Annotated in this window: 22 protein-coding genes and 1 pseudogene; 9 read left to right on the plus strand and 14 right to left on the minus strand. The window is 55.7% G+C overall.

Annotated features, from left to right (window positions below):
* Nucleotides 1-46: 46 nt before the first annotated feature.
* Entirely contained in the window at nt 47-2044 is a 1998-nt protein-coding gene (tkt, locus tag Q1A48_RS07820; RefSeq protein WP_299943121.1) for a transketolase, read from the minus strand.
* Nucleotides 2045-2304: 260 nt separating this feature from the next.
* Between tkt and Q1A48_RS07825 the strand changes: the two genes are divergently transcribed.
* From Q1A48_RS07825 to metF, 4 genes are all read left to right on the plus strand, one after another.
* Nucleotides 2305-3261: a metalloregulator ArsR/SmtB family transcription factor gene (locus Q1A48_RS07825; RefSeq protein WP_299943123.1), complete on the plus strand. Its 957-nt coding sequence runs from the start codon at nt 2305-2307 to the stop codon at nt 3259-3261.
* 72 nt (nt 3262-3333) lie between these two features.
* Nucleotides 3334-4554, plus strand: coding sequence for a methionine adenosyltransferase (metK, locus tag Q1A48_RS07830; protein ID WP_299943125.1), 1221 nt, complete (start codon nt 3334-3336; stop codon nt 4552-4554).
* 96 nt (nt 4555-4650) lie between these two features.
* Nucleotides 4651-6036 carry an adenosylhomocysteinase gene (gene ahcY / locus Q1A48_RS07835; protein ID WP_299943127.1) on the plus strand — a complete coding sequence of 462 codons (1386 nt, stop codon included), beginning with the start codon at nt 4651-4653 and terminating at the stop codon, nt 6034-6036.
* 61 nt (nt 6037-6097) lie between these two features.
* Nucleotides 6098-6976: a methylenetetrahydrofolate reductase [NAD(P)H] gene (gene metF, locus Q1A48_RS07840; RefSeq protein ID WP_299943129.1), complete on the plus strand. Its 879-nt coding sequence runs from the start codon at nt 6098-6100 to the stop codon at nt 6974-6976.
* 204 nt (nt 6977-7180) lie between these two features.
* On the opposite strand, the gene bla is transcribed toward metF, so the two are convergent.
* On the minus strand, nt 7181-8056 hold the full coding sequence (gene bla, locus Q1A48_RS07845) for a subclass B3 metallo-beta-lactamase (RefSeq protein ID WP_299943131.1): 876 nt from the start codon (nt 8054-8056) through the stop codon (nt 7181-7183).
* 308 nt (nt 8057-8364) lie between these two features.
* On the opposite strand from bla, the gene Q1A48_RS07850 reads away from it, so the two are divergent.
* Together Q1A48_RS07850 and Q1A48_RS07855 are read left to right on the plus strand one after the other, a co-directional pair.
* The gene (locus Q1A48_RS07850; protein WP_299943133.1) at nt 8365-8835 is read left to right on the plus strand and encodes a GNAT family N-acetyltransferase; all 471 of its coding nucleotides are present in this window, start codon (nt 8365-8367) and stop codon (nt 8833-8835) included.
* A 1314-nt stretch (nt 8836-10149) separates the two neighbouring features.
* Complete coding sequence (locus Q1A48_RS07855) at nt 10150-10395, plus strand: hypothetical protein (RefSeq protein WP_299943135.1); 246 nt, start codon at nt 10150-10152, stop codon at nt 10393-10395.
* A gap of 1341 nt (nt 10396-11736) precedes the next feature.
* Here Q1A48_RS07855 and Q1A48_RS07860 read toward each other — a convergent pair.
* The 8 genes and pseudogenes from Q1A48_RS07860 to ftsY all read right to left on the minus strand — a co-directional run bounded on the left by Q1A48_RS07860 (nt 11737) and on the right by ftsY (nt 18143).
* Nucleotides 11737-11976 carry a hypothetical protein gene (locus tag Q1A48_RS07860; RefSeq protein ID WP_299943137.1) on the minus strand — a complete coding sequence of 80 codons (240 nt, stop codon included), beginning with the start codon at nt 11974-11976 and terminating at the stop codon, nt 11737-11739.
* 437 nt (nt 11977-12413) lie between these two features.
* Nucleotides 12414-12722: pseudogene (locus Q1A48_RS07865) on the minus strand (integrase core domain-containing protein); the annotation flags it as partial.
* 256 nt (nt 12723-12978) lie between these two features.
* The gene (trmB, locus tag Q1A48_RS07870) at nt 12979-13737 is read right to left on the minus strand and encodes a tRNA (guanosine(46)-N7)-methyltransferase TrmB (RefSeq protein ID WP_299943139.1); all 759 of its coding nucleotides are present in this window, start codon (nt 13735-13737) and stop codon (nt 12979-12981) included.
* A gap of 88 nt (nt 13738-13825) precedes the next feature.
* Nucleotides 13826-14203 carry a DUF423 domain-containing protein gene (locus Q1A48_RS07875; protein ID WP_299943141.1) on the minus strand — a complete coding sequence of 126 codons (378 nt, stop codon included), beginning with the start codon at nt 14201-14203 and terminating at the stop codon, nt 13826-13828.
* A 111-nt stretch (nt 14204-14314) separates the two neighbouring features.
* Nucleotides 14315-15169: an RNA polymerase sigma factor RpoH gene (gene rpoH, locus Q1A48_RS07880; protein WP_299943143.1), complete on the minus strand. Its 855-nt coding sequence runs from the start codon at nt 15167-15169 to the stop codon at nt 14315-14317.
* 222 nt (nt 15170-15391) lie between these two features.
* Nucleotides 15392-16417: a permease-like cell division protein FtsX gene (gene ftsX, locus Q1A48_RS07885; protein ID WP_299943145.1), complete on the minus strand. Its 1026-nt coding sequence runs from the start codon at nt 16415-16417 to the stop codon at nt 15392-15394.
* Complete coding sequence (gene ftsE / locus Q1A48_RS07890) at nt 16398-17084, minus strand: cell division ATP-binding protein FtsE (RefSeq protein ID WP_299943147.1); 687 nt, start codon at nt 17082-17084, stop codon at nt 16398-16400. The genes ftsX and ftsE overlap by 20 nt, the downstream gene beginning before the upstream one ends.
* Before the next feature lie 30 nt (nt 17085-17114).
* Nucleotides 17115-18143, minus strand: a complete 1029-nt coding sequence (gene ftsY, locus Q1A48_RS07895) for a signal recognition particle-docking protein FtsY (RefSeq protein ID WP_366523394.1) — start codon at nt 18141-18143, stop codon at nt 17115-17117.
* A gap of 328 nt (nt 18144-18471) precedes the next feature.
* Between ftsY and rsmD the strand changes: the two genes are divergently transcribed.
* From rsmD to ggt, 3 genes are all read left to right on the plus strand, one after another.
* Nucleotides 18472-19071, plus strand: a complete 600-nt coding sequence (rsmD, locus tag Q1A48_RS07900) for a 16S rRNA (guanine(966)-N(2))-methyltransferase RsmD (RefSeq protein WP_299943151.1) — start codon at nt 18472-18474, stop codon at nt 19069-19071.
* A 98-nt stretch (nt 19072-19169) separates the two neighbouring features.
* Nucleotides 19170-19646: a pantetheine-phosphate adenylyltransferase gene (coaD, locus tag Q1A48_RS07905; protein ID WP_299943153.1), complete on the plus strand. Its 477-nt coding sequence runs from the start codon at nt 19170-19172 to the stop codon at nt 19644-19646.
* Nucleotides 19647-19709: 63 nt separating this feature from the next.
* Nucleotides 19710-21428, plus strand: a complete 1719-nt coding sequence (ggt, locus tag Q1A48_RS07910; RefSeq protein ID WP_299943155.1) for a gamma-glutamyltransferase — start codon at nt 19710-19712, stop codon at nt 21426-21428.
* A 50-nt stretch (nt 21429-21478) separates the two neighbouring features.
* Here the strand turns inward: ggt and Q1A48_RS07915 are convergent, their stop codons facing one another.
* From Q1A48_RS07915 to mutM, 4 genes are all read right to left on the minus strand, one after another.
* Nucleotides 21479-23086 (minus strand): amidohydrolase family protein, encoded by a 1608-nt coding sequence (locus Q1A48_RS07915; RefSeq protein ID WP_299943157.1) that lies wholly within the window; start codon nt 23084-23086, stop codon nt 21479-21481.
* Nucleotides 23087-23326: 240 nt separating this feature from the next.
* Nucleotides 23327-23854: a disulfide bond formation protein B gene (locus Q1A48_RS07920; protein ID WP_299943158.1), complete on the minus strand. Its 528-nt coding sequence runs from the start codon at nt 23852-23854 to the stop codon at nt 23327-23329.
* 25 nt (nt 23855-23879) lie between these two features.
* Nucleotides 23880-24032 (minus strand): DUF5993 family protein, encoded by a 153-nt coding sequence (locus Q1A48_RS07925; RefSeq protein WP_299943259.1) that lies wholly within the window; start codon nt 24030-24032, stop codon nt 23880-23882.
* A gap of 81 nt (nt 24033-24113) precedes the next feature.
* The gene (gene mutM, locus Q1A48_RS07930; protein WP_299943160.1) at nt 24114-24929 is read right to left on the minus strand and encodes a bifunctional DNA-formamidopyrimidine glycosylase/DNA-(apurinic or apyrimidinic site) lyase; all 816 of its coding nucleotides are present in this window, start codon (nt 24927-24929) and stop codon (nt 24114-24116) included.
* Nucleotides 24930-24970 lie beyond the last annotated feature (41 nt).

Here is a 24970-nt window from a genome sequence, read left to right on the forward strand (position 1 = left end):
TGCCATCCGGGCCGGTATCGGGTAACAGCGCCAATAGCCGAGTTGGCTACAGCAGTTTTTCCACGGTTTCCACAACGTTATCCACAGTGAATCCGAAATAATGCATCAGCTCGGCGCCGGGGGCGGACTCACCAAAAGTACGCATGCCGATGATAGCGCCATCGAAGCCGACGAACTTGTACCAGTAGTCTTTGTGGCTTGCCTCCACTGCCACTCGTGCGCGTACCGCAGAGGGTAGTACGGATTCGCGGTAGGATTCGTCCTGTTCCATAAAGACCTCGGCACAGGGCATGGAAACTACGCGAACCATTTTACCTGCCAGTTTCTCTTGTGCTGCCATGGCCAGATCCACTTCGGAGCCGGTGGCGATAATGATCGCTCCCGGGGTGCCTTTGCAATCGGATAAGACATAGCCGCCTTTTTCTATCTGTGTCAGTTGCGCGGCATTGCGGCTTTGCGGCGCCAGGCCCTGACGGCTGAATACCAGGGTGCTGGGGCCCTTTTTACGCGCAATGGCCATTTTCCAGCTCACAGCGGATTCGGTGGCGTCGCAGGGGCGCCAGGTGTGCAGGTTGGGGGTAGAGCGCAGTGCACTCAGTTGTTCTACCGGCTGGTGGGTGGGGCCGTCCTCGCCGAGGCCGATGGAATCATGGGTGTAGACGAAGATCACGCGCTGCTTCATCAATGCGGCCATGCGCACCGCATTGCGTGCGTACTCCATAAACATCAGGAAGGTGGCACCGTAGGGTACAAAACCACCGTGCAGGGCAATGCCGTTCATCATGGCACTCATCCCAAACTCGCGCACGCCATAGTACACGTAGTTGCCGGAGGCATCCCCTGCACTGACCGCCTTGGAGCCGGACCAGAGGGTGAGATTGGAACCGGCCAGATCCGCAGAGCCGCCGAGTAATTCTGGCAACAGCGGGCCGTAGGCGTTGAGGGTGTTCTGGCTCGCTTTGCGTGAGGCGATTTTCTGACCCTGCTCCTGGCATTGTTTGATGTATTGATCGGCTTTAACGTGAAAGTCTGTCGGCAGTTCACCGCCCATGCGGCGTTCAAACTCGGCGGCCAGCTCTGGAAAGGTCTCGCGGTAGTCGGCGAGGATGTCTTTCCATTCGTCTTCCTGCGCTTCTCCTTTAGCCCTGGCATCCCAGCCTGCGTAGATCTCTTCGGGGATATGGAAGGGGGCGTGGGGCCAACCCAGGGTTTCGCGCACCAGCGCAATCTCATCATCGCCCAGTGGTGCACCGTGGCACTCTTCGCGGCCCTGCTTATTGGGGGAGCCGAAGCCTATGACGGTTTTGCAACAAATTATGGAAGGCTTGTCGGCATGGGTGCGCGCCTCTTCGATCGCGGCCTTGATGGCTGCGGCATCGTGCCCGTCGACATTGGGGATCACATGCCAGCCGTAGGATTCGAAGCGTTTGGGTGTGTCGTCGGTAAACCAGCCCTCGACTTCACCGTCAATGGAGATGCCGTTATCGTCGTAAAAGACAATCAGCTTGCCCAGGCCCAGGGTGCCGGCGAGAGAACAGGCCTCATGGGAGATCCCTTCCATCAGGCAGCCGTCCCCAATAAATGCATAGGTGCGGTGGTCAATCAATTCGTAGCCGGGACGGTTAAACTGGGCCGCCAGCACTTTCTCTGCCAGCGCCATGCCGACCGCATTGGTAATGCCCTGGCCAAGTGGGCCGGTGGTGGTTTCAATTCCGGGGGCATAACCGTGTTCCGGATGCCCTGGGGTCTTGGCGTGCAACTGGCGGAAATTCTTCAGCTCTTCAAGTGGCAGGTTGTAACCGGACAGGTGCAACAAGGAATACAACAGCATGGAGCCGTGACCGTTGGACAGTACAAAGCGGTCGCGGTCGGCCCAATCGGGATTGGCCGGGTTGTGTTTCAGGTAGTCATTCCAGAGCACTTCGGCGATATCTGCCATACCCATAGGTGCACCGGGGTGACCGCTATTGGCTTTCTGGACTGCATCCATGGACAGGGCCCGGATAGCATTGGCCTTGCTTGTGCGAGAGGGGATAGAAGACATAAAAAGGGCTCTCTGGTTCTGGGAGGGGCCGCGGCGCTGCTCTGCGGGCAGATTTCCGTGGGGTCACTAAAACGGGGGCGTATTCTCCCGTAAAGGTCCGCTCCGCGCAAAGCCTTGGCGCAGAATTTGCCAATAATAGTGCAGCAACAGCGATTCAAACGGTAATCTGAGCAACCTTAAATCATCTGCATCAAAATACTTTTATCAACCTATATCAAAAAATTTTGATATAGCTGCGCACGCTTGCTAGACTCGTCCCCATGCCTGAATCCCATTCCCCCTCGGAACCCGGCCCCGGCACGGAAATGCCCCGCTTGGCGGCGACCCTGAAAGCGGCCGGTGACCCTCTGCGGCTCGAGATATTGCGCCTGCTCAGCCGGGATTCCTACAGTGTGCTGGAGTTGTGCCGTATCTTTGATCTGCGCCAACCGGCCTTGAGCCATCACCTGAAGGTGCTCGCCCAGGCTGGCCTGGTCAGTAAGCGCCGCGAGGGCAACAACCTCTTTTACCGGCGCACCGGCAGTTCTGCGCTGCTTGTGCAGCTGTTTACCGATCTGGATCAACTGCCCCTGTCCACCGGGCGGGCTCAGTCGGTAGCACGTATTTCCGAGGAGCGGGCCGAGGCCTCGCGACGCTTCTTTGCCGACTACGGCAACCGTTTCCGCGAGCAGCAGGAACTGATCGCCGGCTACGGGGTATACGGTCCGCAGGTTGCCCAGCTGCTGTGCCCCGGGGCCCACGCGATAGAAGTGGGCCCCGGAGAGGGGGAATTTTTGCAAGAGCTGTCGCAGCGCTTTGACACGGTGACAGCGCTGGATCTGTCGTCTGCCATGCTGGCGCGCGCCCGGATCTTTGCCGGTGGGCATGGCCTGAACAATATTGAGTTTGTCTGCAGCGACACCCGTGCAGCCGCAGCGCGCCCGGACAGTGCCGACACCATCGTGGTGAATATGGTGCTGCATCACACACCGGACCCCGCCCGGATTTTTTACGACCTGCACAGCGCCCTGAAAAGCGGAGGGCGTCTGCTGGTGGCCGAGTTGCAGGAACACGCGCAGGACTGGGCCAGAGAGGCCTGTGGGGATCTGTGGCTGGGATTTGCACCGGAACAGCTGAGTGACTGGGCGCAGAGCGCCGATCTGAAGGACGGGCGCAGTGTCTACAGTGCCCTGCGCAATGGTTTTCAGATCCAGATACGTGAATTTATAAAGCCCTGAAGGTATTAACCAAGCGTTGGCAGAAGCAGAATTTATACAACCGCCCGCAATGGAATCAATGGAGACTCTCACATGAGTGAATACACACTGTTTACTTCGGAATCCGTTTCCGAGGGACACCCGGATAAAATTGCCGACCAGATTTCCGATGCGGTACTGGATGCTCTGCTGGCCCGTGACAAACAGGCCCGTGTGGCCTGTGAAACCCTGGTAAAAACGGGTATTGCAGTGATTGCCGGGGAGATCTCCACCTCTGCCTGGGTCGATCTGGAAGAGCTGGTGCGCAAGGTGATCACCGATATTGGTTATACCTCCTCCGATGTGGGTTATGACGGTGAAACCTGTGGCGTGATCAATGTGATTGGCAAGCAGTCTGTGGATATCGCTCAAGGTGTCGATCGCGCCAAGCCCGAAGATCAGGGTGCGGGTGATCAGGGTCTGATGTTTGGCTACGCCACCAATGAGACCCCCACTTTTATGCCGGCACCGATTTACTATTCGCACCGCTTAGTGGAGCGTCAGGCAGAAGTGCGCAAATCCGGACTGCTGCCGTGGTTGCGCCCGGATGCCAAGAGCCAGTTGACTTTCCGCTATAACGAACAGGGCCGCCCCTGTGCCATTGATGCGGTCGTGCTCTCCACCCAGCACAACCCGGATGTGAGCCAGACGGATTTGCGCGAAGCGGTCATGGAGCTGATTGTGCATCACACCCTGCCCCTTGAGTGGCTGCACGCCGGCACCAAGTACCATATTAACCCCACAGGCAATTTTGTGATCGGTGGCCCAATGGGAGACTGTGGTCTCACCGGGCGCAAGATTATCGTGGATACCTATGGTGGTTCGGCCCGCCACGGTGGCGGTGCCTTCTCCGGCAAGGACCCATCCAAGGTGGACCGCTCCGCCGCTTATGCGGGTCGCTATGTAGCCAAGAATATTGTCGCGGCGGGACTGGCCAAATGCTGTGAAATCCAGGTGTCCTACGCCATCGGTGTCGCTGAGCCCACCTCCGTTGCTATCAATACTTTCGGCACTGGCATGGTCCCGGAGGACAAGCTGGTGGAACTGGTACGCGAGAATTTCGACCTGCGCCCTTTCGCCATATCCAGATCCCTCGATCTGTTACACCCCATGTATCAGTTGACGGCGGCATACGGCCATTTCGGTCGCGACCCCGGTACCCATACCTACAACTGGGTGGACGGCAATGGACAGCAGCACAGTGAAACCTTTACCGCCTTCCCGTGGGAGAAAACGGACAAGGTAGACGCCCTGCGTGCCCAGGCCGGGCTTTAATGCGCGTCGACTAATCTATGGCTCTGCAGGAAGAGCTTCTGAAATCCGGGCGGTCAGCGCCCGTGTGAAAAAACAATTTTACTGGACCTGAAAAGAATGAATCAGATGAGTACTGAATTTAAGGATTTTAAGATTGCGGATATCTCCCTGGCCGAATGGGGCCGCCGCGAAATCGAGATCGCCGAGGGTGAAATGCCGGCCCTGATGACCCTGCGGGAAAAATATCACGCAGAGCAGCCGCTGGTCGGAGCGCGCATCATGGGTTGTATCCATATGACCATCCAGACCGCTGTACTGATTGAGACCCTTGTCGCGCTGGGTGCTGAGGTGCGCTGGTCGTCCTGTAATATTTTTTCCACCCAGGACCACGCCGCAGCCGCAATTGCCGCGCGCGGTATACCGGTATTTGCCTGGAAAGGCGAGACCGAGGATGAGTACGCATGGTGCCTGGAGCGCACCGTGGGTGCGGATGTTGCCGGCTGGCAGCCGAACATGATTCTCGATGATGGCGGTGACCTCACGGATCTGCTACATCGCGACTATTCGCATATTCTCGATCAGTGCCACGGGGTCAGTGAAGAGACCACCACCGGCGTGCACCGCCTGCAGGATATGTTGCGCGAAGGCACGCTGAAAGTGCCTGCGATCAATGTCAACGACTCGGTCACCAAGAGCAAAAACGACAATAAATATGGATGCCGCCACAGTCTGAACGACGCCATCAAGCGCGCTACCGACCACTTGCTGGCGGGTAAGAAGGCGCTGGTGATTGGCTATGGTGACGTGGGCAAAGGTTCCGCTGCCTCTCTGCGCCAGGAGGGCATGATTGTCAAGGTTTCCGAAGTGGACCCTATCTGCGCCATGCAGGCCTGTATGGACGGCTTCGAACTGGTTTCCCCCTACATCGACGGTATCAATACCGGTACGGCTGAGGGCATCAATACACAGCTGCTTGCCAATACGGACCTGATTGTTACCACCACCGGTAATGCCAATGTCTGTGATGCGCACATGCTGGCGGCTCTCAAGAATGGCGCTGTGGTGTCGAACATCGGCCACTTCGACAACGAAATTGATACCGCGTTTATACGCGAGCACTGGCAGTGGCAGGAAGTGAAGCCGCAGGTACACAAAGTGGTGCGCAACAGGGAAAACAATGATCACCTGCTGCTGCTTTCCGAAGGTCGCCTGGTCAACCTCGGTAATGCCACCGGCCACCCCAGCCGAATCATGGATGGTTCATTTGCCAACCAGGTTCTCGCGCAGATTCATCTGTTCCAAGAGAAATTTGCCGACCTGCCCGCAGACCAGAAAGTGTCGGCCCTGTCTGTCAAAGTGCTGCCAAAGCGTCTTGATGAAGAGGTGGCGCGCTACATGGTGGAGGGTTTTGATGGTGTCATTACCCGCATGACCGAACAGCAGGCCAACTATATCGGTGTCTCTGTGGACGGCCCCTATAAGCCCGAAAGTTATAAATACTGATACCCTCATAAAAGGTGCCGGCTGTGCCGGCACCTGGATTTCGCAGGGAATGGAACAGAGTATGAAAGACCCCATTCGGATCAGTTTCGAATTTTTCCCCCCAAAAACGGCTGATGGCCGTGCCAAACTGTACCGAACCCGTGAAATACTGCAGGCATTTAATCCCGAGTTCTTTTCTGTGACCTACGGTGCCGGTGGCACCACGCGCGAGACCACCGCCAGTATTGTCACGGATCTGTGCCGCGACGGGATCTCCATCGCACCGCACTTGTCCTTTGGTGGAGATAATGAGGAAACCATTCTCGGGTTGTTGAATTTATACCGGGAAGCCGGAGTCACCCGGATAGTGGCCCTGCGTGGCGATATGCCCTCCGGTATGGGTGCCGTTGCGCAGTTGGTGTATGCCAATGAGCTGGTGGCTTTTATCCGCCGCCACAGCGGAGATCACTACCATCTGGAAGTTGCCGCCTATCCGGAAATACATCCGGAATCCACTAGCTATGGTGACGATATCCGCTTTTTGAAAGCCAAGTTTGAAGCGGGCGCCAACAGTGCGCTTACCCAATATTTCTACAATCCAGACTCCTATTTTTACTTTATCGATCAGTGTGAAAAGGCCGGCATAGATGCACCGATTTATCCCGGCATTATGCCCATTGTCAATTTCGATAACCTGATGCGTTTTTCGCGCAACTGTGGTGCGGAAATTCCAAGGTGGCTGAAAAAGCGTATGGAGAGCTATCGCAATCGGGAGGATATCCGCAAACTGGGGCTCGAGGTGGTGACGGATTTATGTGAGACCCTGTTGGCGGGGGGCGCCCCCGGGTTGCACTTTTATACCATGAACCAGGTGGACCCGACGGCCAGGATTTTGCAAGAACTACACCTTGAAACCCAGACTGCTTCAGAAATGTGCCCTCAAACCGAAAAGCACTCCTGAAAGCAATGACTGGGGCTCTTCTACTATATTCTGATCCAGACACCTCAGGGCTGACCCGCCAGGGCAGGGTCGTATCACTGCTGGCAGTCAGCGGGTGCCAGACCCTGCAATAAATAACTGCGTGCAGTTGCTTTGGCTTCAAGGGGTGGCGAATACACAGGCCACGAAACCGCAGTTTGATGGCTGCATTCGCCAAGCCTGGGATCAGCCCTCCGAACCCTTACGTTCTGCCTCTAACTGGGCTTGAAGTTTCCTCTCTGCCTTATCTGCATAGTGCTTGCAGCTAAGCGGTGTTTTCTGTGTAGCGGTGTTCTCAAATAACCAGCCACTGGCTGCTGGGTGGGGCGTGATCAGCAGTTCGCAGGGCAGGTTGCGCACGCGCTCGAAGCTGGTTTGGTAGTCCTGCACAATATCGGGATAGCGGCTATTGTTAATCAATTGATAACCCGGCGCACTCAGGCTGTCCACATAGGCGAGTTGTGTTTTATTACCATCGACAATATCCTGCCAAGTCCAGGCCATGCTGCCCGGGGTATGGCCCGGAATAAAGTGTACGCGCAGATGCAGATTGCCCAAAGCGACTTCCTCGCCATGATGCAGTATGCGATCGGCTTGGATGGGCGAATACAATATCCCATCTCCGAAGTGGATATCATTAGCGCCACCGCGGGCCATCAGGAGTGCGGATTCTGCATTGGTAGCGATTCGGGCACCTGTTGCACGTTGCACAGCCGCCAGGGAGCCGACGTGATCGGCATGGGCGTGGCTGTGCAGTATCAGTTTCAGGTCGGCGGGCTGTAGCCCGAGTACCCCCAGGTTTGCGAGCAGGTGATCCGCTGTTTGCGCCATACCCCCATCGATCAAAATCGCCCCTTCACGGCCTGTGAGTAGCAGAGCGGTAATACCCTCTGTACCGATTTGCCAGGTATTTGCGGCAATCCGCAGGGGTGTCACCGGCTGTCGCCAGGACTTTGGCACCTTGTAGGCTTCCAATTGTGGCAGTGGGTCCAGCTCTGTTGCCGAGGTTATCCCGGCAAGTAATACTGGCAGAGCTGCGGCAGTGATTGTGCTGAAATGCATTGAATTGACTCGTTTTATCTTTTACCAGGTGCTTGAAATGAAGTAATTATCGACTGAATTTTCACTGCCCACAACCCGCTGCCCCTGGCACACGGTAGGCGCTATTTCTACCGAATTGCGTAAAAAAGCTTCAGCCTGATGATTTACACTTTGCTCTTCCTCAATAAGTGCAGTCTATGTTATTTATCGTTATCACCCTAAAAATATTCAATAAGTTACTCAACCATTGTCAGCAAGCTGGCTGGGTTGCTAAAAACGTCGCTACACAACAACGCAGCCGGTAATAAAGGCATGGGAATTCTCTACCGATGATCTATGGAACTACAATCAGGCCGCTTTATGAGAGAAAGGAAGACATACCTCAGTTAGGGGCACTCTTTGAAAGTGAATGGCCTGCGTACTATGGGGAATCTGGCCCAGGCGATGCGTTAGCTGATGTACAAAGCTACGCCGGAAAGAAGGCATTGCCGATTGGCCTGGTGGCCTATGTTAACGGTATGCTGAGTGGGTTTATGGCCTTGAAGTATGAATCGATAGAAATTCGACCAGAATTAGGCCCCTGGGCGGCAGCAGGCTATGTTGTTCCTAATATGCGTGGCCGTGGACTTGGTGCACAGTTATTGGCAAGTATTGAGAATACGGCTGCAAATCTCGGGGTATCCAAAATTTATTCAGGCACAAGCAAAGCACACAATTTGTTGCTTCGTGCTGGTTGGGTCAAGAAGGAGGTGGTGGCCTATGGTGGAGAGGTTGTCACCATCTACAGAAAAAAACTCTAATAAATCTATCAACGTGGAGACCCTTTCCATTGTTTTTATTTTGTACTTACTAACAAGGCGGAAGGGAAGAATACTCTTATCTCGGGGCCGTATGAGGCATGGACGCCGACTACGAGCGTACAGGGAGGTATTTACAGCGTGTCCCGAGAGGAGGGTATTCTTTGCTTCCGACCCGGTAGTAATTAGCACAAAATAAAATCACCTACATTTCACCGGTTCTAGTGATGTTTAAGGCCAATATGAAGACTGCCATTAATAATACGTTTTTCTTAGGGGGGCGATTCTTGCAGGGGTCATCGCATGGGTTTGGGTTGAGACTGTAAAAAACAATGGGCTAATCGTAATTACAAATATTCCAGTCACATCAGCCAATCGCGGTTTCTTCGACGTTCTCAATGACTATCGTCAGGACCACAAAAATTCATAAAAGTATATGTGACCGAAAAGGGTATACCTTCCATGTATTTCTGAATCAGCATTGAAGGGTGAATTCAAGGCGTTTTCTCCAAAACATTTGCATATCTGTGGCACAGGAATACGTATACTACTGGGCCGGAAGGAAAGAATACCCCTCTCCCAGGACACGCTGTGAATACATCCTTATACGCTCGGGATCGGCATCCATAGGCACAACAGGTATTATGCTATGGCCATGCGCTGCACACAAAAACAGCGTGGGATTTTGGTCAATCGTATTCTGCTCGGGGAACTAAACTTGGTGTCGCCTAAAACTTCACCTTGATTGTATTGCTTGCAGAAAGCGATTAGGGTAGGTCTGCTGCCATAGTGCCCAGCCGTTTAACCGGCGCAAGCAAAGAAAAAACAGATAAAAAACAGCGCAACGACCAGTATTCCGCTCACGAGGCGCCCTGTAACGGGAGCACTCGCGGGAAACCCAAACGTAAAATAATCATACAAACAAGGACCGCATCATGACCGCGTAAATGAGAGAAAAACGCCACCTCCCAGTGCGCCAAACACCGAGAGATGGCTAACCCCAATAGATAACAGGATATCTAGCGAGGCTGTCTTGAATGATACGCCATACACTCGTTCGTCTTCAATAAACGTCTCCCTGAAGGCGAATTTTACGGGTCACTTCTGCCCCAGGCGGCGGAGTGTGCTGTGGCGTTCCGTGATGATTGGTGTGGTCTTTTACTTCATCCGCGCACCGCCTCTCTGGCTGCGCACCCTTTGTGCAAGTTTCCCTTTTCTTTTCCCCACAAGGACTGCGCCTGCGACGAGAGAAACGGCGCAAAGCGATGTTCTTTTTTTGCGCCTTTCCGCCACAGGCGACTCAAGGAGCCAATAAAGATGCCTATATTACCCTGTCGATTGTTTCAGCCACTGGACCTGGGCGGGTATTTTATTATCACGCCGGTCGCCATCAGGGATAACGCTGTGGATCTGCACATTGCGCCCGGCAGAGGCAACCGGGTGATGCGGGCCGTGCGTTTACTGCAACTGTTGGAAGAGGCCTGGGCGCTGGAGGAGGACCCAACCGATCAGCCCCCAGCCATCCTCAGGCCGTTCAAGCACCGCCCCAAGAAGAAAACGTAGCGCTGAAAGGCAGAGCGGGTGGATCGAAAGTCTGTGCAACCCAGAGCAGCACCGTAAACGCTTACCTTCTTGTACAGTCACTATAGGGAGGTAAGCGCAGTCAAGACGGCAAGACAGTGACCTTCCGCTCCGTCTTGGTGCCGCCGCAGATACGCAAGACTCGATCACTGCAGTCAGCGCTGCCCTGGCTGTACCGGAAAAGTGTATCAACGGGCGAGAGGGAAGACGCCCTGGCGGTACGCCTATCTGGACAGTGGTGCAGTTTTACAGGCAATAGGATCAGATACGAGTCGGCATTTCGATCACTGTGACCGTTATTTTAGCAGTGAAGACTTATTCCTCCTAAAAGCCAATATATACAACGGGTTACATTTATGGGTGAGTTTTGGGATACTGGTCGTAGTGATCATTATTCCAGATGGTTCGATAGTGCTAAATTATCGTATCTGATTGATTCACAGCATTTTTTTAATAGTTTGGCGTGAAAAAAGTCCATAAATACTGGTCATGGTGATCAGTATACAAATGTTAAGCATCAGAGAGTGTTATGGTTCAGGCTGTTGATCTATTAATGCTAATTCTTATCTATGGTAGTTCTGCTTATTTATCCTATAGGTATTCTTTTCGCGGCATGCTCGCGGGGATTACTACTGTTTGTCTTGGAGGTATTATTTCAATGAAGGTGTTAATGCTTTTAGATCCGAGCTACAGCCCTGGGGTACTGGGGGCCGCTAAATTCCTATTGGGAGGAGTGGTAGGTTTGCTATGGTGTGCGTCTTTTCATGTAACAAATATTGCGCTATATAAACTAAGCAGGCGTAGGGGCATTATGCTTAACAAAGCCAAGCTCGATCGCCAGCAAAGCTGGTTCGACCTACATTCCGCACCTTCGCCACTATATTTCGGCCGCTGCTAATGGCATTAAACATATCGAGGCAATCATGAAATATTTAATAATTTTAGCTGGAGTCGTCTTGATTCAAAGATGTGTTACAAAATAGCAAAAAACCAACGACTGAGAATTCAAAGGCGGTTATTTTGAGAAAAAGATAGCTGCAGATCTATACAGAGTTACTGGAAAAACTGATGTAAAGAGTTGGTCGAACTATTCTGACGCTAGGCGAATCTTTTTTCAAAAGGGGTGGCGAACTTTGTCCAAACAAAGGCTATATTCTAATTGACCAAAGAGAAAGCTCACTAAGAGATGAACCTTTTGGTAGTGCAGCCACCTCAGTTTTAGAATTGCATATTCCAATCAGAGGACCCGGTATGACAGTTGCCACAGTAGAATGCGAAATTTTGTGCAAAGAGAGTGAATTTACACCCGAAGAAGCTAAGCGGTTAGTTGAAAATAATATTTAACAAAATGTTGAGTTTGTTCGCCTGCCGCCTGGCCGAGTGCCGGAACTCCGGCGAAATCACCATCACCAACGGCGGTGCCATGATGAGCAGTATTGTGGGGGTGAACCGATGACCTGCAAAACCAACGAGCAAGCTCAGTTGTTTGCTATTTTCAGTAAAGACTTTGGAGAATTGACGTAGAATTGATTTCGATATAGCAATCAGGATAATATTAGACACGATGATAACTATATAAATGTTATGTTTAAGGCCAAAATCGAGGAGTCGTTGTCGGAAATATCTATATGAAGAAATGGATTTTGAGCTTAATTACATTCGTTATTTCTTTAGTGTTGTGTGCAGCTATAGGGTTCTTTACTGTACTATTTTTAGCTGGTCCCCACTCAAGTATTCTTCCAGCATGGTCTGAGAAAATCGTGTTAATATTAGGTTGGGTATTCGTGGTTAGTGTTCCAACCATATTAGCGAAAAAGGTCTATATCAAACATCTGTGTCAATCAAGAGAATAACAAGTTAAGGCTGTCTGATTACTTCGTGATTGCAGTTTTGGATGTTGGTGCGTTAAGTTGCACTTGGCTCTTCTTGCGGGAGTGTAAGTAGACGGAATAAACATAGACGGTAATCCCCCCATTTTTACCCGCAGCCAAAAGTAGAGGTTAAGCCACCATCAGTGATGGTTTACCGCCATTTGCTTTGTGTGGCCGTCGGTGATTGTAAAACCATAACCATTCAGTTGCATAATCCTGAACCTCCTCAAGGCTGCCGAAGAGGTGTTTGCTGAGCCAACTATACCGAATGGTTCTGTTGGCTCGCTCGATATAAGCATTTTGTTGTGGTTTGCCTGGCTGGATGTACTCGATCCGTATTCGCCGCTTTTTCGCCCATGCTACAAACTCATGACTGATGAACTCAGGGCCATTATCACAGCGGATAATGCTGGGCTTGCCCCGCCATTCAAATAGTAGGAGGCCATATTTTTACCCTGCACGCCGGAACGGCAGAACCCTGTCGAGTCTCACCGCCAGAGGCGGTGGTTTACTTCTTGATTAATTATCGATTGGATTGAAATCACTGATGATGACTGCAATTTTGCTTCCACCAATGTACTTCTACCTTGTCCCCAAAGTGCATCAATTGCTTAGCCGGCTATAAATTAGCCAGACCAATCATTTGCATACATTCTTTATTCGGCAGTTTTCCTAATTTACCAATAACAGTGCGTTATCCATGCTCGGAGGACTTTTTCCGGGCGGGAATAGCGCCGGGCAGGCGCCGGTAAAGCAGGTCCCATACCCCGTGCCCAAGGCGCTGGCCGCGGCGCTCAAACTTTGTTTGCGGGCGCCACTGGGGGCGTTCCACAGTGCCCCCATCGGCGGCGGTGTTTTCCAGCGGGTGCGCCGCCTGCAATACCGCCTGCATATGCTCGGCGTAATTCTGCCAGTCCGTCGCCATATGCAGCTGGCCACCGGTCTTGAGTTTGTTGCAGATTAAGTGCACAAACTCCGGCTGCACAATACGGCGCTTGTGGTGCTTTTTCTTGTGCCAGGGGTCGGGGAAATACAGCTGGAACCGATCCAGGCTGCCATTAAGGATACAATCGTTCAAAACATCCAGGGCATCGGCCATATACACACGCAGGTTCTTTACGCCGGCCTTGCCGGCGTTGTTGATCAACCTTCCGACGCCAGGCGGGTGTACTTCAATGCCGATAAAATCCTTTTCAGGCTCTGCCTGCGCCATCGCCAGCAGGGAGTCCCCCATGCCGAAGCCGATCTCCAAAACCAGCGGGGCCCCGCGGCCAAAAACCGCACGGGCATTGGGTGGACCATCGAACAGGGACAGTCCGTACTGGCCCCAGTAAGTATCGAAAGCACGGCGCTGCCCCTCTGTGATACGCCCTGCGCGCATCACGTAGCTGCGAATGGACTTTTTTTTGTACTCGGTGCGGTAGGAAAAAGCTTCCGCGAATTCGTCTTGCATGACTTACAACCTCTGATGCGAAACGGTATTCACTGACCGGGACGGTGCCGGGCCATCGACAACCCAAAGTGCAGGCAGCCACCCGAACCTATTTGGAAAAGTTAACGGCGGCGGCAAAAAGCGCCATCCAGCCGGCAATCATCAGCACACCCCCAAGCGGGGTTACCGGCCCCAGCCAGCGCGGCCCGCCAAGCGCGAGCGTATAGAGACTGCCGGAAAAAAACACCACGCCAGCGATAAAAAGCGCACCGCTCAGTGACAGCGACAGGCGCTCGCCCCAGCTCTGCATCAACAGCGCAACGCCGAACAGGGCCAGGGTGTGGATCATCTGGTACTGCACCCCGGTCTTAAAAGCCTCCAGCAGGCTTTCCGTCACCTTGTCGCGCAGCCCGTGCGCCGCAAATGCGCCAAGCGCAACGCCACTGGCACCAAACAGGGCAGCGAGCAAAAAGTACAGCTTGGCCATTGCCTTCCTCCTAACTATTGCCCTCCCCCAAGGGCAGAGGGAAAGGGCAATTGCGCAAACAAAAAAACCGCGCTACAGCGCGGTTTTCCCTTGATCGGTCAATGCGCGGGCTCAGGCCTCCATTGCCGTGCGCACTTTTTTCATGGCGTTCTTTTCCAACTGGCGGATACGCTCGGCGGAGACACCATACTTCCCTGCCAATTCATGCAGGGTGGACTTTTCCTCGCTCAGCCAGCGTGCCTGGAGAATATCGCGGCTGCGCTCATCCAACTGCTCTAGGGCACTGTTCAGACTGGTGAGGCTGGTGGCCTGCCAATTGTCACGCTCCAGTTGGGCCGCCGGATCGAAACTGCGATCCTCCAGATAGTGTGCCGGTGCCTGCCAGGCGGTGTCATCGTCGTCATCGACACCCGCGTCAAAAGCGGCATCATATGCGGCTAGGCGTCCTTCCATTTCGTGAACCTGGGTAACGTCCACATTCAAGTCCTTGGCCACGGCTTTGGCTTCGTCATTGCTGAGCCAGGCCAGCCGCTTTTTCTGTCCGCGCAGGTTAAAGAACAATTTGCGCTGCGCCTTGGTGGTGGCGATCTTCACGATGCGCCAGTTGCGCAGGATAAATTCATGGATCTCGGCCTTGATCCAGTGAACCGCAAAGGACACCAGGCGCACCCCTTTTTCGGGGTTAAAGCGCTTCACGGCCTTCATCAGTCCGACATTGCCCTCCTGCACCAGATCGGCCTGGTTGAGGCCATAACCGGAATAGGATTTGGCGATATGCACGACAAAACGCAGGTGTGACATCACCAGCTGGCGTGCTGCATCGAGATCTTCCCGATAGTAAAGGTCTTCTGCCAGGCGCTTTTCCTCTTCTGCGGACAGGACATCAAAGCCACTGACCGTCTGGATATAAGCTCCCAGGTTGGCGCCCGGAGACAGCGTATGCACTGGCTGTAGGCTGGTTGCCATTCAGGTCTCTCCTCTCATTATTCGTCGGCCGGTTCCACCGACCCCTGCCCTCGGACACAGAATCCGCTGACAAGCTGGCCCAGTGTAGCATTTGCACCGGCAGATAAGAAAGCCCGCCGACACACGCCGTATTCCGGTGTATTGTGGTCAGTTAGAGAACCGGCTGGCGCCACAGGTTCCCTGCGCCGGGGCGGCTTTACGCTTCTTGATATAACCAAACAGTCAACACGGCTCTATCGCGCGGATATGCCGGGTGGCCGCCAGCCAGGCACCCAGCAACCCCAGCAGGGCGGCACCGGCAGTCAACCCCAGGAAGTCGTTGAGGCCGGGGCCGGCCAGGGTGTAGTTGCTGTCGTAACTGGAGGCCAGGCCAGCAACCGGCCCCGACAACAGCAGCACGCCGGCGAGGAGTAGCAGCCAGGCCAGCAGGCCGCCAGCAAGGCCATAACAGAGGCCACTGTAGAGGAAGGGGCGGCGTACAAAGGCGTTGGTACCGCCCACCAGCTTCACCACCCGTATCTCCTCGCGGCGGTTTTCGATATGCAGGCGAATGGTGTTAATCACGATCAGGATTACCCCCAGCGACAACAGTACCGCAAGCCCCGCAGAGAGGCGCTGCCCCAGTTGTGTCAGTTGGGTGAGGCGCTGCACCCAGGCCAGGTCCAGCACCACGGAATCGGTCAGTGCCTGTGCATCCAGCTTTTCAGCCAGCGCCTGCAGCTTTGCGCTATCCTGCAGATCCCGCGGGCGCAACAGCAGCACCGCCGGTAGCGGGTTGTTGTCGAGACCCATGAGCACCTCACCAAGCCCGGAAGCCCGCTCGAACTCGGCCAGGGCCATCTCCGGGGAGATATAAGTTACCTCGGCAATAGCCGGGTCTTCGCGCAGCTTTTCGGTATAAGACCGGACTGCCCCCTCTTTTGCGTCTTTGTGCAGAAATACCGAGATCTGCGGCTGCCCATCCCAGCCGGCCACCGCGCGCTGAAAGTTCAGCAATCCCAGCTGCAAAGCGGCGGGCAATGCCAGGGCGATGGCAATCACCAGGGCCGTCAGGGTACTAGCCATAGGTGTGACAAAGAAGCGGTGCAGGGACTCCACCGCCATCTCTCGATGGTGGCCGAGCCAGCTGCGCCACAGGTCGCCAAAGCCGGTGCGCGCAACCACGGCTCCGGTGCTGCGCGCGCGCTTTTCCGCAGCAGCTTTGTTCCGGCGCTGTGTCTGCGCCGCCCTAGTTTGGGAGTACTTCACGGCTTGCAACCCCGTCGTAAATCAACTGGCCCTCCTGCAGCGTCAGCACCCGCTGGCGCATATACGCAACCAGCTCCAAATCATGGCTGGCCACCAGCACGGTGACTCCCACGGCGTTGAAATCGGCAAACAACTGCATGATTTCCCGCGAGAGCTGTGAATCCAGGTTGCCAGTGGGCTCGTCCGCCACCAGTATTGCCGGCTTATTCACCACGGCGCGGGCAATACCCACGCGCTGCTGCTCTCCCCCGGAGAGTACCATGGGGTTCTGCTTTTCCTTGTGCAACAGCCCGACTTTATCCAGCGCTGCGCGCACCCGGCGGCCCGTTTCACGCCTGTTGCAGCCGGTTACAGACAGGGGCAGGGCAATATTGTCGAATACGCTGCGGTCAGACAACAACTGGTGGTTCTGGAACACAATGCCCAGATTCCGTCGGTAATAGGGGATCTGATGATTGCGCAGACGGTTGAGGTTTTGCCCGGCCACCAGAATCGTGCCCTTGGTGGGGCGCTCAATGGCGGTGAGCAATCTGAGCAGGGTGCTTTTGCCGGCACCGGAATGCCCGGTGATAAACACCATATCGCCGCGGGGGATTTCCAGGCTGACCCGTGCCAGGGCGTCCTGTCCCGATGCATAGCGCTTGTTCACATGGTCAAAGGTGATCACGATTATGGATTTTCCCTGAGGGTGAGGTAATCAGGCCCCATCGCGACTAAAAAGGGCCGAGACAAATTCACGCGCGCGGAAAGGCTGCAGGTCTTCCGCCTGCTCGCCCACACCGATAAAGCGTACGGGAATGCCGAAGTGCCGCGCCAGGGCAAAGATCACTCCACCCTTGGCGGTGCCATCCAGTTTGCTCAGCACCAGGCCGGTGACGCTGGCTGCCTGGCGGAACTGGGTGGCCTGGTTGATGGCGTTCTGGCCGGTGCCGGCATCCAGTACCAGCAGGACCTCGTGGGGGGCGCTGGGGTCCAGCTTACCCATGACGCGGCGCACCTTGGTCAGCTCCTCCATCAGATTGGATTTGGTATGCAGGCGCCCTGCGGTATCTGCAATCACGACATCGACCCCGCGGGCCTGGGCCGACTGCACCGCATCGAAAATAACCGAGGCGCTGTCCGCGCCGGTGTGCTGGGCGATCACTGGCACATGGTGGCGCTGCCCCCAGACCTGCAACTGTTCTACCGCAGCGGCGCGGAAGGTATCGCCGGCGGCGAGCATGACCGACCTGCCCTCGTTGAGAAAGCGATGCGCCAGCTTGCCTATTGTGGTGGTTTTGCCGACACCGTTGACGCCGACCACCAGAATCACATAGGGCTTTTTGCCGGTGTCTATGACAAGGGGGGCCTCGACGCTGTCAAGTAAATCGGTCAATTCCTGCTGCAGCGCGCTGTAGAGCGCATTGCCATCGGCCAGTTCGCGACGGGAGACGCGCTCGGTAAGACGCCCGACGATTTCACTGGTGGCCTCGACCCCCACATCCGCGATCAGCAACTGGGTTTCCAGCTCTTCAAGCAGATCCTCATCGATCTCCTTGGTGCCGAGGAACAGGTTGCCCATACCTTCGGCAAACTGGCTGCTGGTGCGGCTGAGGCCCCGGCGAATGCGCGCAAACAATCCCTCTTTCTTTATTGGGGTCGACTTTTCCTGCAGGGGGGCCGTGGGTTTAGGCAGGGACTCCGGTGTGGGAGGCAGGGGGGCATCTGCGGCGGCAGCACCTTGCATTTCCCCGACAACAGGCTGCGGGGGCTCTGCCGGAGCCTGCTCCGCAACTGTCCCGCTCGGGTCCTCCTCAGAGGCCTCCTGCCCGGCGGTGATGCGCGCTTTAGGCGTAGGGGATTCTTCCTGTACTGCCGAAGGTGCCCGCTGCTTCGCCGGCAATACCTCTTCGGGCACAGCGGCGGCCTCTGCATGCCCTTTCTGGGGCTCGCTTTGTTCGGGTTTGCCCTTTTTCTTTTTACGCAGAAAATCAAAGATCATTCGTATATCCGGGTGTACCGCTTGCAGAAAGACGCTAATCTTAGCATCGCTAAGCCCCCAGTAGAGAGTGACCTTGGCCAGAAGTTCATCGCACCGGTCAACCCCGCCGCCCCGTTCGCAGTTGCGTATCATTGGAGGACAGTGGCGCGGGCGCAAGTTGCAGTTCGCAGCGGTGGCGGGGCTGAGGCCCACCGGCGACCGGCTGCGCGAAACCCTGTTTAACTGGCTGCAATGCTCTCTGCCCGGCACGCGCTGCCTGGATCTGTTTGCGGGCTCGGGTGCCCTGGGGCTGGAGGCGCTGTCCCGCGGCGCCACCTCGGTGGACTTTGTCGAGCTGAACGCACAGGCGGCGCACACCCTGAAGGAACAACTGCAATTGTTGGGCGCTTTCGGGGCCCAGGTGCACAACTGCAAAGCGCACGACTTCCTGGCGAGCACCAGCAAACGGTACGATATCGTCTTTGTTGATCCACCCTTTGCCGACAATCTCTGGCAGGAGAGTCTCGATGCGCTGGAAAGTCACCTCGCCCCCGAAGCTTTGGTCTATGTCGAGACACCTCGCAATACCGCGCTCCCAACGCCACCACACTGGCAACTGGACAAGGAAAAATCCACGGGGCAAGTGTGTATGCGCTTATATCATTGCGCGCCATCCCGTCCTGACGATCACTAGAGGGGCAGGGCACACCCGTTGGCCCCATTCCTTTTTGAGCCCTAGCCGTAAATTGTTTACCATTCGCACCCTGTCCGGCCCGCAATAAGTCTTGGCATATGAAAAAAGTCGTCTATCCTGGGACTTTCGATCCCATCACCAATGGCCATTTGGACCTCGTTGAGCGGGCCTGCCGCCTGTTTGACCAGGTCATCGTCGCGGTGGCCGCCAGCAGTCGCAAAAATCCGCTGTTTACCCTGGACGAACGGGTCGAACTCTCCCAGCAGGTACTCGGTCATCTGCCCAATGTGGAAGTGATCGGTTTCGATATCCTGCTCGCCGATCTGGTACACCAAGTCAACGCTTACGGCGTACTGCGCGGCCTGCGCGCCGTTTCCGACTTCGAGTACGAGTTCCAGTTGGCCAACATGAACCGCCAGCTGGCCCCCAATATGGAAAGCCTGTTTCTGACCCCGGCGGAACATTTATCCTACATTTCCTCGTCCCTGGTCCGGGAAATCGCCTCTCTGGGTGGGAATGTGGCCAAATTTGTTCCGCCAACGGTCCAGACTGCGCTCAAGGAGAAATTCCGCTAACCCGGATTCAGGGGAATTTCTGATACACTCATGCGGGTTTTTCCACAGTCCGCGGAGTGTCTCGTGCGCCACCTTCTCTTCGCCTTCGCCGTTTTTCTGAATCAGGCCGTTGCCGACGAGCCACAGCCGGAAATTGATACCGGCCGTAGCGCCATCAAATCCGCCACTGCCGGAACCTATATGGCGGTCACCGCCAACCCCTACGCCAGCCGCACCGCTGAACAGATCCTTGCGCGCGGCGGTACCGCCGTGGATGCAGCCATCGCCGCACAGATGGTCTTGGGACTGGTGGAACCGCAGTCATCGGGCATCGGCGGCGGTGCCTTTATGCTCAGTTACAACGCCGAACAGAAAAAACTCCGCTACTACGACGGGCGGGAGACAGCGCCGGCAGCGGTCAACGAAGACTATTTCATGCACGATGGCAGACCGCGCTCTTTTATGCAGGCGGTGATCGGCGGTTATTCCGTAGGTGTGCCCGGGGTAGTCCGCATGCTGGCACTGGCACACCGGCGCGACGGCAAACTGCCCTGGGCATCCCTGTTCCAGCCGGCGATCCAGTTGGCTGAGTCCGGGTTTGAAATTTCCCCGCGACTGCACCAATTGTTGCTGAAATTGCCCAGGGTGGCCGCCAGGCCCGCTATCACCAACTACTTCTTCAACGGTGACGGCGAGCCATTACCGGTGGGATATCGGCTGAAGAATCCGGAGTATGCGCAAACCCTGCGGGCCATCGCCAAGGGCGGTGCCGATGCCTTTTACCGGGGGGAGATCGCCGAGGCAGTTGTACAGGCGGTACAGGGCGACCCGATCAATCCCGGCCTGCTCAGCCTGAAGGATATGGCGCACTATCGCGCAAAAGAGCGACAACCCCTGTGCTTCTTGTTTCTCGAATACCGCGTCTGCAGTGCCGATGCGCCCTCCTCGGGCGGCACCACCATGGGCGCTATCCTGGGTGTACTGCAGGCGTTTCCACTGCAGGACCTGGAAGCCGGTGACGACTTGCTCACCCATCTGTTTGTCGAGGCATCGGAGCTGGCATTTGCCGACCGCAACGCCTACGCCGCCGATCCCGATTTTGTCAGTGTACCCAGTCAATTGTTGGTCTCCACCCACTATCTGAAAGGGCGCACAGCGCTGATCGATCCGGACAGCGCCACCGTGGCCGAGCCTGGCGACCCCACCGGCCATGCGCGCAAGCGCGCTATGTCGCAATCGCCGGAAATGCCCAATACCAGTCACCTGGTTATTGTCGACCGCTACGGCAACGGGGTCAGTATGACCACCAGCATCGAGACCGGGTTTGGCTCGCGCCTGCTTGTGAAGGGGTTCCTGTTGAATAACCAGCTGACCGACTTTTCCTTCACCCCGAAAAACGCAGACGGGCAGCCGGTGGCCAACCGCATCCAGGCGCGCAAGCGGCCGCGTTCTTCCATGTCCCCCACGATCGTATTCAACCCCGACGGCAGCATGCGCCTGTTAGTGGGTTCACCCGGTGGCTCCCGTATTATCGACTACACCGCGCGCACCATCCTCTATCACCTGGGTCTGAACATGCCCATTGCAGACGCCATTGCCGCCGGCAACATCGCGGCGATTGGTCGGCGTGTGGAACTGGAGCCGGGCTTCTTCAGTGAGGATACCGTTGAGAAACTGGAGGCGCGCGGGCATCAGGTGGTGGAGCGCAACCTCAACAGCGGCCTTCACGCGATCGCGCTAAAAGGCAACAAACTCTACGGCGGCGCTGATCCCCGCCGGGAGGGCAGCGCCCGCGGGCACTAACCTCCCTTTGGCTGCCCCTTGGAAGAACCCCTGGCCATTTTTCAGGCTTTTTATCTGGCGGGCAAGCCGGATGTGCGGGGGTTGTCACTGTCGTGGACCAGTCTTCCCTTGTAATAGGTGCGCAGCACACGGGCCCTATGGATTTCCTCGACCGGAATCTGGAAGAGGTTGCGGTCCAACACAATAAAATCCGCCCATTTGCCCTTTTCCAGACTGCCGGTTTCTGCTTCCAGGCCGTTGGCAAAGGCGCCGTTAATGGTCACGGTCTCTATCATCGCCGCAAGAGGAATCCTGCGCCGGACTCCGGATTGAATATCGGCCAGTGGCGTGTCCGACCCGCCCGGTAACCAGGCATAGCCGGATACCAGGGTCACCCCCACGGGGAAAAAGCGCCCGGCCCCGGACCTGTCGGGGTGAACACGCTTTGACGGAATCTGCCCGGGATGCAATACCGCCACAATGTTGCCCTGTGCAAACCGCTGTAATTCCCCGGCGCTGGCAATTGAGGCGCCCAGGATGCTGTTGCGCTGGCGCTTTGCGACCGCCTCCAATTGCAGCAGGGCCGCCAGGGCCCGCTCAGTGCCGACCCGATTTCCCGCGTACAGTTGTACCGAAAAATTTTGCCTGTTTGCGCGCTGAATCAACCGGGCCATTCTGTCAATTTCTACCGGTTCCATATTAACGTGCATGTCGGTGGACGTTTGATGATCCAGTGCTGAAACACTCACGGAGCCTATCTGGAAATCCTCACTGGTATAGTGTTTTGCAAGACCTTGCAATACCCTTAGCTGTGCCTCGGTAATTCCCGGCGAAACGGTAAAAGCAGTCCTCACACGCAGATCCAAAGGGCTGAGCCCAGATAAGGTCTCCATATCCGCTATTTGCTCCCTATCGCTCTTTGGGGGTATCCCGACTTCATACGCGGTTGTCACCCCCCGGCTTGGCGCCAGTTTATGTACGCGCAAAATAGCTTCCCGATAGTCTGTGGAGCGGCCTTCCGGTATCAATTTCTGCAAAAGTGCAGTTGCGCCGCGCCCGCGCAATAAGCCGACAGCCATGCCATCTTCATCCCTCACGATCAACCCATCTTGGGGGTTTTCTGTATCGTTATCGATACCTGCAGCCGCCAGCCCCTCAGAATTTGTCCAAATACTGGCACTATCGGCGGAAAACAGGATGATCGGGATTAAGTCATTGACCTGGTCCAGAATCTCTTTGTGGGGCCTGCGGGGGGAAAAAACCCGCGCACGCCAGCCCATTCCAACAATAACCTGTTGATTCGGATTTTCCACTATGAATTTTTCTACAGAGTGACGATAATCCTCTATAGAGTTTCCAGAGAAAAGATTGATACCAGAGACCGCTCCCCGAATTTTTATTCCCTGTATAAACCCCGGTAAAATAAAGTGCCCATGAAGGTCTTCAATTGTTGTTTGTGGTCCGATATGGTTTTCTATTTCCCGGCCACTGCCAACGTAGACAATGCGTCCACCCTTGACTGCCATCACCGAAGCGACAGATTTATCCCTGTTCACAGTGTAGATATGGGCATTTTTGATCACCAGATCGACTGGAGTAACTACTGAGACTCCGCTGGGGTCAGCCCGCCCACAAGACAGCAAAAGGAAACCCGCTAAAAACCAGGTCAGGTGCATCATGTTACCTCCCTTTTCCCAGGTGAAAAATATTACCGGCATGCTCTTGAGTTATACATCGATAGCACAGCAATAATCCCTGTACAGATTTTTTCGATATAAAGGACCAACCCGAGTATTTATATTTAAGCAGCACTTATTCCACTACTTAAATTTCAGGTATCAACAGAAAAATTATAGGAAAGGAAAAACACCTGGCTATTAACCCGACCGTCGATGAGATTGCCGCGCTGATAAATACAGCTAGGGCCGGAACCAGTGATAGCCGAAGGAATGACTGGTGCAGGGACCCAGACCACACTCAAAAACAGTACTGATCAGGTTGGCCAGGGCAATGGTGAAAAATGCCGCTGCGACAAATTTCTCGGCGAAACCAAATCGACACGGAACACCGTTTTGTCGGGCAAAGGCCAACATCAGGATGATCCCGCTGTAGGCCAACAGGGCAAAGAAAGCAATGGCAGCCCAGGTATACAGGTGCAGGCCAAGAACAGGACTGCCAAAGCCAGGGTTGCCCGGCAGGATATGCAGCAGCACTTGTCGCCCAGCCACAGCCAGTCCGGCGAGGCTCGACAATATAACTACCCCGTAGTGCATGGGGCGCACACCGAAGCGCAAATTCAGTAACAGGCCAATGCCCACCATGGTAAAAGCGACACGCTGCAGCAGGCACAGAGGGCAGGGAAATTGCTGCAGGAATATCTCCACGGCAAAGGCAAACCACAACGCGACCGTCACGGCCAATAGGATCAGGGTATCGAGTCTTCGCACTGTATACGCCATGCCATCACCACGCCTAGAAGGAGAGGCCCAACACCTCGGTCATGTGATAAGCACACCAGGCGATATAAATCAGCAAAGTCGCCAGCCACCAACCGATCACCGCACGCCGGCGGCCCTTCCATAGAGACCAGATGGCTATCAGGACCGTGAGGAAAGGCAACATCATTACCACGACCTATCTCCGCAGCCAGCATTCGTGCTGATATGAGTATTGCCGATCCCTGCTGCTCACACACAACCCAGCCCCTCAACGCTGGCAACGGGTACAGAAGAAGGTGTTGCGCTGCCCCAGAATCCTATCGCGCAGCGGGCGCCCACAGGTTGGGCAGGGCGTCCCCGCACGGCCATAGACATTGAGCTCCTGGGCGAAGTAACCCGGTTTGCCATCCCCCCCGGTGAAGTCCCGCAGGGTCGTCCCTCCCTGGGTGATGGCCCGCTGCAACACCTGCTTGATGGCCTCCGCGAGGCGTCCATAGCGGGCCCTGGAGATAGAACCCGCCTCCCGGTCCGGGCGGATACCGGCGAGAAACAATGACTCACTGGCGTAGATATTGCCGACGCCCACCACAATATGCCCATCCATAATGAGTGTTTTCACCGACTGCCGGCGCTTGCGGGAGACCGAGAACAGATAGTCCCCGTTAAATTTGGCAGAGAGCGGCTCCGGACCCAGGTGGCTGAGCAGTTTGTGGGTCAGGGGGTTGCCGGAAGCCCACAGCAGCGCACCAAAGCGGCGCGGGTCCCGGTAGCGCAGTATCCAGCCGCTGTCGAGCCGCCAGTCGATATGGTCGTGTTTCTCGGGCTCAGTGCCGGCCTCCACCATACGCAGGCTGCCGGACATCCCCAGGTGCCAGATGGCGCAGCCCGTATCCGTGTACACCAGCAGGTACTTGGCGCGGCGGGCCAGGCGGAGTATCCGGGCACCGCGGATACGGCGAGCAAAGTCCGGCTCCACCGGCCAGCGCAGGCGGGGTTGGCGCACCTCGGCAGAGCATACCCGGCGCCCCTTCAGGTGGGACTGCAGCCCCAGACGTGTGGTCTCTACTTCCGGTAGTTCTGGCATTATCTGCTTTCGCGGACCCTCAGGACCGGCGTACCGAATCC

This window comes from uncultured Microbulbifer sp. (genome assembly GCF_947489355.1).
GTDB lineage: Bacteria > Pseudomonadota > Gammaproteobacteria > Pseudomonadales > Cellvibrionaceae > Microbulbifer.

Bases quoted from the DNA above. Each gene is read 5' to 3' on its own strand.
- tkt (WP_299943121.1), bottom strand. From the start codon at position 2,044: ATGTCTTCTATCCCCTCTCGCACAAGCAAGGCCAATGCTATCCGGGCC.
- Q1A48_RS07825 (WP_299943123.1), top strand. From the start codon at position 2,305: ATGCCTGAATCCCATTCCCCCTCGGAACCCGGCCCCGGCACGGAAATG.
- metK (WP_299943125.1), top strand. From the start codon at position 3,334: ATGAGTGAATACACACTGTTTACTTCGGAATCCGTTTCCGAGGGACAC.
- ahcY (WP_299943127.1), top strand. From the start codon at position 4,651: ATGAATCAGATGAGTACTGAATTTAAGGATTTTAAGATTGCGGATATC.
- metF (WP_299943129.1), top strand. From the start codon at position 6,098: ATGAAAGACCCCATTCGGATCAGTTTCGAATTTTTCCCCCCAAAAACG.
- bla (WP_299943131.1), bottom strand. From the start codon at position 8,056: ATGCATTTCAGCACAATCACTGCCGCAGCTCTGCCAGTATTACTTGCC.
- Q1A48_RS07850 (WP_299943133.1), top strand. From the start codon at position 8,365: ATGATCTATGGAACTACAATCAGGCCGCTTTATGAGAGAAAGGAAGAC.
- Q1A48_RS07855 (WP_299943135.1), top strand. From the start codon at position 10,150: ATGCCTATATTACCCTGTCGATTGTTTCAGCCACTGGACCTGGGCGGG.
- trmB (WP_299943139.1), bottom strand. From the start codon at position 13,737: ATGCAAGACGAATTCGCGGAAGCTTTTTCCTACCGCACCGAGTACAAA.
- Q1A48_RS07875 (WP_299943141.1), bottom strand. From the start codon at position 14,203: ATGGCCAAGCTGTACTTTTTGCTCGCTGCCCTGTTTGGTGCCAGTGGC.
- rpoH (WP_299943143.1), bottom strand. From the start codon at position 15,169: ATGGCAACCAGCCTACAGCCAGTGCATACGCTGTCTCCGGGCGCCAAC.
- ftsY (WP_366523394.1), bottom strand. From the start codon at position 18,143: ATGCAAGGTGCTGCCGCCGCAGATGCCCCCCTGCCTCCCACACCGGAG.
- coaD (WP_299943153.1), top strand. From the start codon at position 19,170: ATGAAAAAAGTCGTCTATCCTGGGACTTTCGATCCCATCACCAATGGC.
- Q1A48_RS07915 (WP_299943157.1), bottom strand. From the start codon at position 23,086: ATGATGCACCTGACCTGGTTTTTAGCGGGTTTCCTTTTGCTGTCTTGT.
- Q1A48_RS07925 (WP_299943259.1), bottom strand. From the start codon at position 24,032: ATGATGTTGCCTTTCCTCACGGTCCTGATAGCCATCTGGTCTCTATGG.
- mutM (WP_299943160.1), bottom strand. From the start codon at position 24,929: ATGCCAGAACTACCGGAAGTAGAGACCACACGTCTGGGGCTGCAGTCC.